The organism is Streptomyces sp. GL_141 (assembly GCF_057834385.1).
In genome coordinates this window covers 5,647,887-5,661,960 of the sequence record NZ_CM174402.1, presented here as the reverse complement: position 1 = coordinate 5,661,960, position 14,074 = coordinate 5,647,887, and the positions used below count along the sequence as shown (strand labels likewise).

Annotated in this window: 11 protein-coding genes; 5 read left to right on the top strand and 6 right to left on the bottom strand. The window is 71.0% G+C overall.

Annotated elements, in window-relative coordinates:
• Window positions 1-3 precede the first annotated feature (3 nt).
• Window positions 4-564, top strand: a complete 561-nt coding sequence (locus AC3IX6_RS25110; protein WP_489364807.1) for a CGNR zinc finger domain-containing protein — start codon at window positions 4-6, stop codon at window positions 562-564.
• A gap of 273 nt (window positions 565-837) precedes the next feature.
• Window positions 838-4,155, top strand: a complete 3,318-nt coding sequence (locus AC3IX6_RS25105) for a S8 family serine peptidase (RefSeq protein ID WP_489364805.1) — start codon at window positions 838-840, stop codon at window positions 4,153-4,155.
• A gap of 111 nt (window positions 4,156-4,266) precedes the next feature.
• Here the strand turns inward: AC3IX6_RS25105 and AC3IX6_RS25100 are convergent, their stop codons facing one another.
• On the bottom strand, window positions 4,267-5,757 hold the full coding sequence (locus AC3IX6_RS25100; RefSeq protein WP_489364803.1) for a M28 family metallopeptidase: 1,491 nt from the start codon (window positions 5,755-5,757) through the stop codon (window positions 4,267-4,269).
• A gap of 252 nt (window positions 5,758-6,009) precedes the next feature.
• Between AC3IX6_RS25100 and AC3IX6_RS25095 the strand changes: the two genes are divergently transcribed.
• A complete protein-coding gene (locus AC3IX6_RS25095) occupies window positions 6,010-7,041 on the top strand; it encodes an aspartate-semialdehyde dehydrogenase (protein WP_489364801.1) in 1,032 nt (343 codons plus the stop codon).
• Between the two features lie 57 nt (window positions 7,042-7,098).
• On the opposite strand, the gene AC3IX6_RS25090 is transcribed toward AC3IX6_RS25095, so the two are convergent.
• Both AC3IX6_RS25090 and AC3IX6_RS25085 read right to left on the bottom strand, forming a co-directional pair.
• Window positions 7,099-7,446: a type II toxin-antitoxin system PemK/MazF family toxin gene (locus tag AC3IX6_RS25090; protein ID WP_489364799.1), complete on the bottom strand. Its 348-nt coding sequence runs from the start codon at window positions 7,444-7,446 to the stop codon at window positions 7,099-7,101.
• Window positions 7,433-7,663 carry a ribbon-helix-helix domain-containing protein gene (locus tag AC3IX6_RS25085; protein WP_489364798.1) on the bottom strand — a complete coding sequence of 77 codons (231 nt, stop codon included), beginning with the start codon at window positions 7,661-7,663 and terminating at the stop codon, window positions 7,433-7,435. Before AC3IX6_RS25085 ends, AC3IX6_RS25090 begins: the two co-directional genes overlap by 14 nt.
• Window positions 7,664-7,805: 142 nt before the next feature.
• Here AC3IX6_RS25085 and pepN point away from each other — a divergent pair, with 142 nt between their 5' ends.
• Window positions 7,806-10,391: an aminopeptidase N gene (gene pepN / locus AC3IX6_RS25080; RefSeq protein WP_489364796.1), complete on the top strand. Its 2,586-nt coding sequence runs from the start codon at window positions 7,806-7,808 to the stop codon at window positions 10,389-10,391.
• A gap of 214 nt (window positions 10,392-10,605) precedes the next feature.
• On the opposite strand, the gene AC3IX6_RS25075 is transcribed toward pepN, so the two are convergent.
• From AC3IX6_RS25075 to AC3IX6_RS25065, 3 genes are read right to left on the bottom strand one after another with little or no spacing between them, the layout of a single operon-like run.
• Window positions 10,606-11,508, bottom strand: a complete 903-nt coding sequence (locus AC3IX6_RS25075; RefSeq protein WP_489364794.1) for a LysR family transcriptional regulator — start codon at window positions 11,506-11,508, stop codon at window positions 10,606-10,608.
• Between the two features lie 10 nt (window positions 11,509-11,518).
• Complete coding sequence (locus tag AC3IX6_RS25070) at window positions 11,519-12,436, bottom strand: DMT family transporter (RefSeq protein WP_489364793.1); 918 nt, start codon at window positions 12,434-12,436, stop codon at window positions 11,519-11,521.
• A gap of 51 nt (window positions 12,437-12,487) precedes the next feature.
• Window positions 12,488-13,429: an EamA family transporter gene (locus AC3IX6_RS25065; protein ID WP_489364791.1), complete on the bottom strand. Its 942-nt coding sequence runs from the start codon at window positions 13,427-13,429 to the stop codon at window positions 12,488-12,490.
• 115 nt (window positions 13,430-13,544) lie between these two features.
• On the opposite strand from AC3IX6_RS25065, the gene AC3IX6_RS25060 reads away from it, so the two are divergent.
• A complete protein-coding gene (locus tag AC3IX6_RS25060) occupies window positions 13,545-14,036 on the top strand; it encodes a MarR family winged helix-turn-helix transcriptional regulator (protein WP_489364789.1) in 492 nt (163 codons plus the stop codon).
• Window positions 14,037-14,074 lie beyond the last annotated feature (38 nt).

The window sequence follows — 14,074 nt, the reverse complement described above, 5'->3', positions numbered from 1 at the left end:
GACATGACGACGGCGGACCGACGACCCCTGACCGGGGAACCGGTGGCCCTGGACCTGGTGAACACCCGGTGGGTCCAGGAGGGTGAACCCGTCGACCTCTTCGCCGGGGCCTTCGGGCTCACCCGCGTCGAAGGGCTCGCGCTCTGGCTGGAGAGCACCGGCCTGGCCGGCCGCTTCCGCGCCGACGCCGCGACCCTGGTCCACCTGCTGACCGCCCGCGAGGCACTGGCCCGCGCGGTCGCGGACCCGGCCGACGAGAGCGCCCGCACCCTGGTCGACGCGGTCCTGGAGCACGGGCGGATCCGGGCGACGCTGACCGCCGACGGACCGGGCGAGCGGACGGAGTTCGACGACCCGACCTGGGGTCCGGCCTGGACGGCCGCCCGGGACTACCTGGAGCTGCTGGGCTCCGACCCCGGCCGGATCCGCAAGTGCGCCTCCGAGACCTGCGTACTGCGCTTCCACGACACCTCGCGCAACGGCACCCGGCGCTGGTGCTCGATGTCGGCCTGCGGAAACCGGGCGAAAGCATCCCGCCACTACGCGCGCACGCGCGTGCGCTGAACACCCGGAAGTTGTCACACCCGATCTGAGACCGGGCTCCGCCCGACCCCTGACGCACGGTCGGGAAGTCTACAAATCCATGTTCCACCCCGAAGGTTCGCACCGGTTCGGTCCGGTACGGGCCTTCTGGCGTATGCCCCGAGCTGGCGGGAGTCCGCCACGGTAGGTATCGGTCCGTGACAACTCTCCCCAAAGAGCTGTCACTTACGCGAGGCTGACCGGTCATCCGGCACCGAAATCCGGACCGTACCTTTCACTTAGCCAGGGATGCTGATGACCCTCGACTCCCCCAGCTCCATACCCGGGGCCCGACGCGCCGCGCGCGTCGCGGCCGCGGCCGGCCTGGTTGCCGCCCTCGCGGCCACCGGCGCCATGCCCGTCTTCGCGGCGACCGGCACGAATACCCCCGCGCCCAACCCCGCGGTGAAGTCGGCCGACGAGAAGCTCGGATCGGCCGACGCCGAACTGCTCCAGGAAGCCAAGACCAAGGGCGAGAAGACCGTCACGGTCATGGTCGCGACGGCCCCCGGCGAGACCCAGCAGGTGGCCAAGCAGCTCGACGACGTCCAGGGCGCCTCGGTGGGCCAGACGTACGACAAGCTCGGCTACGTGCGCGCCACCCTGCCGATCGACAAGGCGGAGGCCGCGCTGAAGGCGGCCGCCAAGCTGTCCTCCGTGCACGGCATCGACCTGCGCCACGAGATCCAGCTGCCGGACCCCCGTCCGGACGCGGACCGCGAGACGGGGACGGTGAAGCGGACCGCCGCCGAGACCTACCCCGGGCCGGGCAAGACCACCCCGGCGAAGAACCCGTACAACCCGTCCTTCGAGACGGGTGCGCTGGACTTCCTCAAGAAGAACCCGACGGCCGACGGCCGCGGCGTGACCATCGGCATCATGGACTCGGGTGTCGACCTCGGTCACCCGGCGCTCCAGAAGACCACCACCGGCGAGCGCAAGATCGTCGACTGGGTCACCGCGACCGACCCGATCACGGACTCCGACGCCACCTGGCGGGCGCAGATCACCCCGGTCGCCGGTGGCACCTTCACCGCGGGCGGCGGCAGCTGGAAGGCCCCGGAGGGCTCCTTCCAGTGGAGCCGTTTCACCGAGTCGATCACCGCCAACGGCGACATGAAGGGCGACGTCAACCGGGACGGGGACACCACCGACCGGTTCGGCCTGCTCTACGACCCGGTCGCCGGGACCGTCCGCGTCGACACCGACCAGGACAACGACTTCACGAACAACGAACCGATGAAGCCGTACAAGGACGGCTACCAGATCGGCTACTTCGGCACGGACAACCCGGCGACCGAGGTCGCCGAGCGCATCCCGTTCGTGATCGAGATCCGCAAGGACGTCCCGATGGACCCGCTGGGCGGTGACTGGGTCGGCAAGAAGGCCGACTTCGTCAACGTCGGCATCATCGAGTCCGAGCACGGCACGCACGTCGCGGGCATCACCGCCGCCAACGGCCTGTTCGGCGGCGCGATGAACGGCGAGGCGCCCGGCGCCAAGCTCGTCTCCTCGCGCGCCTGCTCCTGGTCCGGCGGCTGCACCAACATCGCGCTGACCGAGGGCATGATCGACCTCGTCGTCAACCGCGGCGTGGACATCGTCAACATGTCGATCGGCGGCCTGCCGGCCCTGAACGACGGCAACAACGCGCGCGCCGAGCTCTACAAGAACCTCATCGACACCTACGGTGTCCAGCTCGTCATCTCGGCGGGCAACGAGGGCCCCGGCATCAACACCATCGGCGACCCCGGTCTCGCGGACAAGGTCATCTCCGTGGGTGCGGCGGTCTCCAAGGAGACCTGGGCGGCCAACTACGGCTCCGGCGTGGCCAAGAAGTACAACATGTTCCCCTTCTCCTCCCGCGGTCCGCGTGAGGACGGCGGCTTCACGCCGACGATCACCGCCCCCGGCGCGTCGATCAACACCATCCAGACCTGGCTGCCCGGCGCACCGGTGAAGGAGGCCGGCTACACCCTGCCGGCCGGTTACGGCATGCTCCAGGGCACCTCGATGTCCTCGCCGCAGGCGGCGGGCGCCAGCGCCCTGCTGATCTCGGCCGCCAAGCAGCAGAAGATCGCGCTCACCCCGGCGAACCTGCGCATCGCGCTCACCAGCAGCGCGAAGAAGATCGAGGACGTTCCGGCGCACGCCCAGGGCGCGGGCCTCATCAACATCCCCGGCGCGTGGGAGTCCATCCAGCGCGGCGCGAAGGCCAACGACTTCACCGTCAAGGCCCCGGTCGACACCGCGATCGACCAGTTCCTGAAGACCCCGGGCTCCGGCACCGGCGTCTACGACCGCGAGGGCGGCCTGAAGGTCGGCCAGAAGAAGGTCTACGACGTCGTCGTCACCCGCACCACGGGCGTCAAGTACGGCACCCCGCACCAGCTGAGCTGGCGCAACAACGACGGCACGTTCAAGGTCCTCAGCGACTACGGCTACGTCACCCTGCCGCTGAACAAGCCGGTCACCATCAAGGTCGAGGCCAAGGCCAAGACGGCCGGCGTCCACAGCGGCATCCTGCAGCTCGACGACCCCTTCACCGAGGGCATCGACAAGCAGATCCTCTCCACGGTCGTCGTCTCCACCCCGCTGGCGAAGCCCTCGTACAGCTACTCGGACACCTCCTCCGTGCAGCGCAACAGCCACAAGTCGTACTTCGTGACCGTCCCGGCGGGCGCGAAGACCCTCGAGGTCGCCCTCGGCGGACTCGCCTCGGGCAGCCAGACGCGCTTCATCTCGATCCACCCGTACGGCGTGGGCGTCGAGGACAGCGCGACGACCCAGTGCTACCCGAACTACGACAACCCGGCCAACCAGTGCCGCCCCGACCTGCGTTCGTACCCGAACCCGCAGCCGGGCGTCTGGGAGATCGAGGTCGAGTCGCGCCGTACGTCGCCGCTGCTCGACAACCCGTTCAAGCTGGACGTCTCCGTGCTCGGCGCGGCCTTCGACCCCGCGGTCAAGGTCCTGCCCGAGGTCAAGCAGGGCACCCCGGCGCCGGTCCAGTGGACCGTGAAGAACGACGGGGCCGCCATCTCCGGCGGCAAGCTCCAGGGTGGTCCGCTCGGTTCCGCGAAGGTCGCCAAGCCGACCATCGCCGCTGGTGAGACCCACACCACCGAGGTCACGATCGGCGAGGGCGTCTCCCGCCTCGACATCGCGATCGGCAAGGTGTCCGACACCGCCGCCGACCTCGACCTGGACGTGTACAAGGACGGCGTCAAGGTCGGCTCCTCCGCCGACGGCGACTCCGAGGAGGCCGTGAGCCTCGTCAACCCGGCCGCGGGCACCTACACCATCGAGGTGTTCGGCTACGCGATCCCGTCCGGCTCCACCGCGTACGACTACCGCGACGTCTACTACTCGGCCGCCCTGGGCACCGTCCAGGTCGACGAGGCCGCCGCGGTCAACCTCGCCAACGGCGCCTCGGCGACCGTCTCCGCGAACGTGCTGGTCAACAGCGCCGCTCCGGAAGGCCGCCAGTTCTTCGGCGAGGTCAAGCTGCTCAACGCCCGCGGCACCGCCGCCGGCACCGGCAGCGTGCAGATCGAGAAGGTCCTGCCGTAATCCGGTAGGAGCCTGAACGCAGCGGGGGCGGTGCTCGTCAGAGCACCGCCCCCGCCTGTTTCCCCCGCCCTTCCCCCGCCGGTTCCCCCCTGCTTCCCCCTCGGGTGCGGACTACTTCCCCAGCGAGCTCAGGTCCTGCGCGTACGTGCCCACCGCGTGGGCGATCACGTCCAGGTTGGTGTCGAAGGCCTTCAGGTCGATGTTCTTCAGGGTGTCCCCCGCCCCGTGGTAGTTCGGGTCGTACGGGGCCCCGGCCGTGCCGCCGTACCGCTTCGCCTGCTCCGGCGTCTTGATGCCCTCGGCCCCGGTGAAGGTGCCGCCTGCCGGGATGCCGTTCGCGATGAAGGGGCCGTAGTCGGAGCGGCCGTCGAAGTCGCTGCCCTCGTGCGGCTTGGCCTTCTTGTCGAGGAAGCCGTTGATCAGCGCCTCGATCTGCGCCGAGCCGGCCGGTCCGGCGCCCTCGCCGGTCCTGTCCGAGTCGTCGCCGTCGTAGACGAACTGCACCGGGTTCGGCGAGGCGATCATGTCGAAGTTCAGGTAGAGCGCGATGTCCTTCTTCTGCTTCTCGGACAGCTGCGCCACGTAGTGCTCGGAGCCCAGCAGGCCGAGCTCCTCCGCCGACCACCAGGCGAAGCGGACCTTGTTGGCGGTCCGCTTGCCCTTGCCCTTCTTGTTGGCGCCCTCGTCCGCGAGTTCGAGGGCCACCTCCAGCAGGCCGGCCGAGCCCGAGCCGTTGTCGTTGATGCCCGGCCCCTCGGGGACCGAGTCCAGGTGGGAGCCGACCGTGACCACGCGGTCGGCGCGGCCGCCGCGGGTCTCGGCGATCACGTTGCGGGTGGTCTTCCTCACGTGCTCCTGGTCCAGGTCCAGGCGTACGGTCACTTCGCCCTTCGCCGCGGCCGCGGTCAGCTCCTCCCCGTCGGCGAGGGTGATCCCGGCGCTCGGGATGATCCCCTCGGCGGGCGAGGAGAACGTGCCGCGCACCGGGGTGGTCCCGCTGTGGTTGTAGACGATCACGCCGATCGCGCCGGCCGCGGCGGCGGCCCGCTGCTTCTCCACGAAGGTGCAGGTGCCGCGCTTGACCAGGGCGATCTTCCCGGTGAAGGCGCCGGCCGCGTAGTCGTCCGGCGTGCAGCCGGGGCTCTCGTCGACCCGGGCGAGGGCGAGCGGGGCGGTCAGCCCGCCGGCCGGGGTGGACGTGGTGAAGGTGAAGGCGGCGGTGGCCAGCTCACGGGGGTCCGCGCCGCTCAGGACGGTGGTCTTCTCCGTCTTCGTGTGCGCCTCGTAGATGTCGAAGTCCTGGTACGAGACCTCGTACCAGGCCTTCTTCAGCGTGTCGTGGACGTAGGCGGCCGAGGCCGCGTGGCCGGGGGTGCCGGCGGCGCGGTTGCCGCCGTTGGCGTCGGCGATCTGCTGGAACTTCGCCAGGTGGCGGTAGGCGCCGCGGGCGGTGACCTCCGACACCAGTTCCCTGGCCAGCCGGCCCTCGCGCGGGTGGGCGGCCGCCGGGGTGGCGGCGAGCAGGACGGGTGCCGCGACGGCGGCGGCCGCGAGGGCGGCGAGGGCCGGTATGGACCGGCGTCGGTGGCGGGTGGCGCGCACGGTGGTGTCTCCCCGAGTTCGAAGTACGGAACGCGCGTCCGGAGTGCGGACACGACAGACCGGACGCTAACCGGCTGCGACCAGGCAAAACGGGCGGTGGGCGGGGGTGAAACACGGCCGCCACGGAGTTGTCACCGGGGTTCACACGGAGAACACCGTCCGCTCCTCGGACAATGGATTGGACAAGGCTCGTGGGGTCGAACGCATGATGGCTTCACGCGCGCCCGCGTCGTACGTACAAGAGGAGTCACCGTGAGGGTCGGAATCGTCGGAGCCACCGGACAGGTCGGCGGAGTCATGCGCGGCATCCTGGCCGAGCGCAAGTTCCCGGTGGACGAGCTGCGGCTGTTCGCTTCGGCCCGGTCGGCCGGCTCCACCCTCGAATGGGAGGGCCGCGAGATCACCATCGAGGACGCCTCCACGGCCGACTACTCCGGCCTGGACATCGTGCTCTTCTCCGCGGGCGGCGCCACCTCCAAGGCCCTCGCCGAGAAGGTCGCCTCGCAGGGCGCCGTCGTGATCGACAACTCCTCCGCCTGGCGCCGCGACCCCGAGGTCCCCCTCGTCGTCTCCGAGGTCAACCCGCACGCGATTCGGAACCGCCCCAAGGGCATCATCGCGAACCCGAACTGCACCACGATGGCCGCGATGCCGGTGCTGCGCCCCCTGCACGACGAGGCCGGTCTGACCGCGCTGATCGCCACCACCTACCAGGCCGTGTCCGGCTCGGGCCTGGCGGGCGTCGCCGAGCTCAAGGGCCAGGCCTGCGCGGTCTCCGAGGCCGCCGACCAGCTGACCTTCGACGGCGGCGCGGTGGAGTTCCCCGAGCCCGCCGTCTACAAGCGTCCCATCGCCTACAACGTGATCCCGCTCGCGGGCTCGATCGTCGACGACGGCTCCTTCGAGACCGACGAGGAGCAGAAGCTCCGCAACGAGTCCCGCAAGATCCTCGAGATCCCGGAGCTCAAGGTCTCGGGCACCTGCGTGCGCGTGCCGGTCTTCGCCGGCCACTCCCTCCAGGTCAACGTCCGCTTCGACCGCCCGCTGAGCGTCGAGCGCGCCTACGAGCTGCTGAAGGACGCCCCGGGCGTCGAGCTCTCGGAGATCCCGACCCCGCTGCAGGCCGCCGGCAAGGACGCCTCCTACGTGGGCCGCATCCGTGTCGACGAGACCACCGAGAACGGCCTCGCGCTGTTCCTCTCGAACGACAACCTCCGCAAGGGCGCCGCGCTGAACGCGGTCCAGATCGCGGAGCTGGTCGCGGAGGAGCTGCGCCAGGGCTGACGCCGGTCGGGCACCTGTGAGGGGCGGCACCGTCACGGTGCCGCCCCTTCGTGTTGCTCAGAGCGCGAGATGCCTTCGCAGCGCGACGTCGATCTCCGTCATGCGTTGGCGCGGCACCACGCCGACCCTCTGGCGCAGGCGCTCCGCGGCGACCGCGCGGACCTGTTCGCACTGTGCCTTCGAGTCCTTGGGCATGCCGCATTCGGCTGCCGGCAGGAGCACCTGGAACGTGAAGACGCGGTCAGTGTTCGAAGTCAGGGGCACCACGGTGACGACCCCCCGGCCGTTGCGCACCACCGACTCGTTGGCGGCGTTGTGCGACACGATCACGGCCGGCCGTACCTTGTTGGCCTCGCTCCCCCGCGCGGGGTCGAGGTCCACGAGGTAGATGTCACCACGCCGCATCGGTGACCCCGTCCCCAGCCGTCCGGTCCCAGAGGGCCGAGTCCTCGGACGTGTCCCACTCGGCGAAGGCCGCCGCGTACTCGGCTTCCAGCTTTGCGGCGCGCAGCAGGTCGATCGCCTCGTGTATGACGGCCGAGCGCGAGTCCGCGTCCGTTCTCGTCGCGTACTCGTCGACGAAGGCAACGTCCTCCTGCGGCAGGCTCACACTGATCTTCATACCCTGAATGCTACCGGGGTAGGAAAAGCTGCGCCACCGAGCCGGCCCGCGCGATCGAGTTTCGCCTGCGGATTACTCCGCCGCGGTGGCGCGGCCCGCGTGGAAGGATGGGCGGAACGTCACCATCGAAGGAGATGACCGCGTGCCAGGCACGAATCTGACCCGTGAAGAGGCTCAGCAGCGGGCAAAGCTGCTCAGTGTCGACTCGTACGAGATCGAGCTCGATCTCAGCGGCGCGCAAGAGGGCGGCACGTACCCCTCCGTGACCACCGTGCGCTTCCAGTCCGCCGAGGCCGGCGCCGAGACCTTCATCGACCTGGTCGCTCCGGCCGTGCACGAGGTCGTCCTCAACGGCAAGTCCCTCGACGTGGCCGCCGTCTTCCGCGACTCCCGGATCGCGCTCGCGCACCTCGCCGCCGGGGCCAACGAGCTCCGCGTCGTCGCCGACTGCGCCTACACCAACACCGGTGAGGGTCTGCACCGCTTCGTCGACCCGGTCGACGATCAGGCGTATCTGTACACCCAGTTCGAGGTCCCGGACGCGCGCCGGGTGTTCGCGAGCTTCGAGCAGCCCGACCTGAAGGCGACGTTCCGGTTCACCGTGACGGCCCCCGCGGGCTGGACGGTCATCTCGAACTCCCCACGCGACATTCCGCAGGGGGCGGACGCTCCGGCCGACAACGTCTGGCGCTTCGAGCCCACCCCGCGCATCTCCACGTACATCACGGCCCTGATCGTCGGCCCGTACCACGCGGTGCACAGCTCCTACGAGGGCGCGAACGGGCAGTCCGTGCCGCTCGGCATCTACTGCCGGCCCTCGCTCGCGGAGTTCCTCGACGCCGACGCGATCTTCGACGTGACCCGGAAGGGCTTCACCTGGTTCCAGGAGAAGTTCGCGTACGACTACCCCTTCGCGAAGTACGACCAGCTCTTCGTGCCGGAGTTCAACGCGGGCGCCATGGAGAACGCGGGCGCGGTCACCATCCGCGACCAGTACGTCTTCCGCTCGAAGGTGACGGACGCGGCGTACGAGACGCGCGCCGAGACGATCCTCCACGAGCTCGCGCACATGTGGTTCGGCGACCTCGTCACCATGGAGTGGTGGAACGACCTGTGGCTGAACGAGTCGTTCGCCACCTACACCTCCATCGCCTGCCAGGCGGACGCGGAGGGCTCGAAGTGGCCGCACGCCTGGACCTCCTTCGCCAACTCCATGAAGACCTGGGCGTACCGGCAGGACCAGCTGCCCTCCACGCACCCGATCATGGCCGAGATCCGTGACCTGGACGACGTCCTGGTCAACTTCGACGGCATCACGTACGCCAAGGGCGCCTCGGTGCTCAAGCAGCTCGTGGCCTACGTCGGCCAGGACGCCTTCTTCAAGGGCGTGCAGGCCTATTTCAAGGCGCACGCCTTCGGGAACACGCGCCTGTCGGACCTGCTGGGCGCGCTGGAGGAGACCTCCGGCCGCGATCTGACCCCCTGGTCGAAGGCGTGGCTGGAGACGGCCGGCATCAACATCCTGCGCCCGGAGATCGAGACCGACGAGAACGGCGCCATCACCGCCTTCGCCGTCCGCCAGGAGGCCCCGGCGCTGCCCGCCGGCGCCAAGGGCGAGCCGGTGCTGCGCCCGCACCGCATCGCGGTCGGCCTGTACGACCTGGCCGACGGCAAGCTGGTGCGCGGCGAGCGGATCGAGCTGGACATCGACGGCGACCTCACCGCCGTACCGGAGCTGATCGGCCGGACCCGTCCGGCCGTGATCCTGCTGAACGACGACGACCTGTCGTACGCCAAGGTCCGTCTGGACGAGGTGTCCCTCGCCAACGTCACCGCGCACCTGGGCGACTTCACCGAGTCGCTGCCGCGCGCACTGTGCTGGGCCTCGGCCTGGGACATGACCCGCGACGGCGAACTGGCCACCCGCGACTACCTCGCCCTCGTCCTGTCGGGCATCGGCAAGGAGTCGGACATCGGCGTCGTCCAGTCGCTGCACCGCCAGGTCAAGCTGGCCGTGGAGCTGTACGCCGACCCGGCGTGGCGGGGCCAAGGCCTGGCCGTCTGGACGGAGGCCACGCTGGAGCACCTGCGCGCGGCCGAGCCGGGCAGCGACCACCAGCTGGCGTGGGCCCGCGCCTTCGCGGCGACGGCCCGCACCGAGGAGCAGCTGACCTACCTGTCGGCGCTGCTGGACGGCTCGGCCGAGGTCAAGGGCCTGGCCGTGGACACCGAGCTGCGCTGGGCGTTCCTGGAGCGCCTGGTCGCCACGGGCATCGCCGACGAGCCGGCCATCGCGGCCGAGCTGGAGCGGGACAAGACCGCGGCGGGCGAGCGGCACGCGGCGACCGCCCGCGCGGCGCGTCCGACGGCGGAGGCCAAGGCGAAGGCGTGGGCCTCGGTCGTCGAGGGCGACGCGCTCCCGAACGCGGTGCAGGAAGCGGTGATCGGGGGCTTCGTCCAGACCGACCAGCGCGAGCTCCTCGCCCCGTACACGGCGAAGTACTTCGCGGCGGTCAAGGAGGTCTGGGAGACCCGCAGCCACGAGATCGCCCAGCAGATCGCGGTGGGGCTCTACCCGTCCCTCCAGGTCTCCGCGGAGACCCTCGCGGCGACGGACGCCTGGCTGGCCTCGGCCGAGCCGAACGCGGCCCTGCGCCGCCTGGTCTCGGAGTCCCGCGCGGGCATCGAGCGCGCGCTGGCGGCCCAGGCCGCCGACGCCCGGGTCTGACCGGCTCGCGCCACCGCCGGGGCTCCGCCCCGAACCCCGCGCCTCAAACGCCGGCGGGGCTGGATTTTCCAGCCCCGCCGGCGTTCACGTGCGGGCCGACGCCAGCCAGATCCAGCCCGTCCGGCGTTTGAGGACCGGGTCCGGGCGGAGCCCGGGAACGGTGGAAGGGCGGGTAGGGGACGGCCCCGCAGGGCTGCCCCGCCCGCAGCCGCGGCTACGGCCGAGCCACGGCGACGGCCCTCAGGGCCGCCAGGACATGGGCCACGGCCGGGGCCGACTCCGAGCCCCTGCGGAGGGCCGCGATGACGTGCCGGGCGGGGCGGTCGTGGGACAGGACCCGGACGGCGACGCCCGCGGCGCGGCTCGCCACCATCCGGGGGACCAGGGCCACCCCCATGCCCGCCTCGACCATGGCGAGGATCGCGGTCCAGCCGGACGCCGAGTGCGCCTGCTCGGGCACGAACCCGGCCGCCTCGCACGCGTTGCGGGTGATCTCCGACCAGGGCCCGGAGCCGCCGTAGATCCACGGGTCCCCGGACAGGTCCGCGAGCCGCAGCTCCGTGGCCCCGGCCAGCGGGTGGTCCGGGGGCAGGGCCACGTCGAGGGGATCCTCCAGCAGGGTCCTGCGGGTGAAGCGGGGATCGCGCGCGGTCGGGGCGTGCGCGGCGAGGGAGAGCGCGAGGTCGACGACCCCGGCGGACAGCAGCTCGTAGGACTCGGCCGCCTCGGTCTCCCGTACGCGGACCTCCACGCCGGGGTGCGAGCGCCTCAGGGCGGCGACCGCCGGGACCACGAGGACCGGTACGGCGGTGGAGAAGGCGCCGATCCGCACCTCCCCCGCCTCCCCCGCGAGGTACCCGGTCAGCTCCGCGTCGGCCCGCTCCAGCTGCGCGAACACCGCCTCCGCGTGCCGCAGTACGAGGTGGGCGGCGTCGGTGAGCCGGACCCGGCGGCCCTGGGCCTCCAGGAGCGGGACCCCCAGCATCCTGGCCAGGTTGGTCAGCTGCTGCGAAACGGCCGAGGGCGTCATGTGCAGCGCCTCGGCCGTGGCGGTCACGGTGCCCTGTTCGGCGAGGGTCCGCAGGATCCGCAGCTTCTTGATGTCCCACTCGATCATGGGACCGAACCTACCGCCGGGCACCCAGACCCACGCCGCCCAGGATCAGCGCCATGCAGAGGAGCTGCGTCGGGCCGGTGGTCTCGCCGAGGAGCAGCAGTCCGAGTCCCGCGACGCAGACCGGCTGGAGGTAGTAGACGACTCCGGCGCGGGCGGCGCCGATCATCGAGACGGCCTTGTTCCAGGCGAAGAAGGCGACGGCGGAGGAGAAGACGCCGACGTACAGGAGCATTCCGGCGGTGGAGGGGGTGACCTGGAAGCCGCCCTGGACGCCGACGGACACGGCGTGGACGGGGGCGAGCATCAGGGCGCCGAGGACGAAGGTGGTGAGCAGGAAGGCGAGTCCGCCCAGTTCGGCGGGCTTGCGCTTGAGGAGCGCGCTGTACGTGGCGAAGGACAGGGCGGCGCCGAACATCCACAGGTCGCCGGCGGCGAAGTCGAAGCGGATCGATCCCTTGCCGACCAGGAGGAGCACCCCGAGCGCGGCGAGGGCCAGGCCGAAGGTCCGCCGGGCGCCGAGCTTCTCGCCGCCGAGCCGGGCGTACAGGGCCATGATGACCGGCGAGGCGGCCATGATCATGCCCATGTTGGAGGCGGAGGTGGTCAGTCCGGCCTGGTGGACGAGCGTGTTGTAGAGGGTGACGCCGAAGAGGGTGGCCAGGGCGATGTAGCCGAAGTGCTTGCGGATCAGGGCCCGCTGCTGCCAGGCCTGCCGGACGGCGAAGGGGGCGACGGCCACGGTGGCGATCACCCAGCGCCAGAAGACGGCCTGGACGGGCGGGATGCTGTCGGCCATGCCGCGGGTGGCGACGAAGCTGCCGGACCAGACGACCGTCGCGAGCAGGGCGAGGAGGATGCCGAGACCGGCGGCCCCCTTCTTCGCCTTGCCGGGCAGTGCTTCCTGCGGGACGGTGCGGACTCGGTCCATGACGGCCACGGTGTGTCTCCCCCTCGGGGTTCGGAGTGTCGGTTCGTTGGTCTACCGTCGCACCGGGGCACCCGTCAGGTCCATCGAAACATTTCGATCGGTTTCTTCAGGAAAAGTGAACGGTTCGGCCTTCGGCCGCGCCGCACCCGCCGCGAGCTGCCCCGCGACGGTGGCGCCGAAGGCGATCACCATGCCCAGCACCTGCACCGGCGACAGCGCCTGCCCCAGGGCGGCCCACCCGATGACGGCGGCGGTGAGCGGCGAGAGCGGGCCGAGCAGGGTGACCGAGGTGGCGCTGAGCTGCCCGATGCCGCGGAACCAGAGCCAGTACGCGATGCCGGTGTTGATCAGCATCATGTAGCCGTACCCGAGGAAGGCCCGGCCGTCGAGCGCCGGCGGCGCCCCTTCGACCAGCGCGGCGATCGGGATGATGATCAGGCCGCCCGCGGTGAGCTGCCAGCCGGTCATGGCCAGCGGGCCGACGCCCTCCGGGCGCCCCCACCGCTTGGTCATGACGACGCCCGCGGCCATCGAGGCGGAGGAGACGATGCCGGCCGCCAGCCCGACCGGGTCGAGCTCCGCCTGCGCGGTCAGCACCACCATGCCGACACCGAAGGCCGCCACGATGGCGGCAAGCACGGTCCGCAGCCGGGCCCGCTCCCCCAGGAGGAGGGCGGCGAGCCCCACCACGAACAGCGGCCCCGCGGAGCCCAGTACGGCCGCGACCCCACCGGGCAGGCGGTAGGCGGAGAGGAACAGGAGCGGGAAGAAGGCGCCGATGTTGAGCCCGCCGAGGACGGCGGCCTTCCACCACCACTGCCCCGTGGGGAGCTTGCGCGCGAGGGCGGTGAGCAGCAGCCCGGCGGGCAGGGCCCGCATCACCCCGGTGAACAGCGGCCGGTCGGGCGGCAGCAGCTCGGAGGCCACGAAGTAGGTGGAGCCCCAGGAGACGGGGGCGAGGGCGGTCAGGGCGAGGGCGGTGACGCGCTTCACGGCGGTGCTCCTCCGGCAGGGACGAGTAGCTCACTTGAAAGTAGCTTAGCACTAAGCTACTTTCCCGCAAGCAACTTTCTTGCCAACGAATCGGCGGAAGCCGGATACTGCGCCCATGACCGACAAGGACCCCGTCGACGCGATCGCGGACCAGTGGTTCGCCGTGCGCCCCGATCTGGACACCGCGCCCATGGCCGTCTTCGGCCGGATCTACCGGATCTCCAAAGCCATGGGCGACGCCATGGACAAGGCCTACGCGCGCTACGGAATCTCGCGCGGGGAGTTCGACGTCGTGGCCACGCTGCGCCGGAGCGGAAGCCCGTACACCCTCTCGCCCCGCCAGCTCTCGGCCACGCTGATGCTCACCACGGGCGGCATGACGGGGCGGCTGGACAAGCTGGAGAAGGCCGGGCTGCTCCGCCGCAGCCCCGATCCGGACGACCGGCGCGGGCTGCGGGTGACGATCACCGACCGGGGCCTCGCGCTCATCGACGAGGCGGTCGCGGCGGGTCTGGAGGTGCAGCGCGAAGCGCTCACCGGCCTGGACGCGGCGGAGATCGCGGCGCTCACCGGCCTCCTGCGCAAGGTGATGGCAGGGGTCCCCTAGGCAGGACCCGGCTCCGGGTACGACAAGGCGCCGGGGGT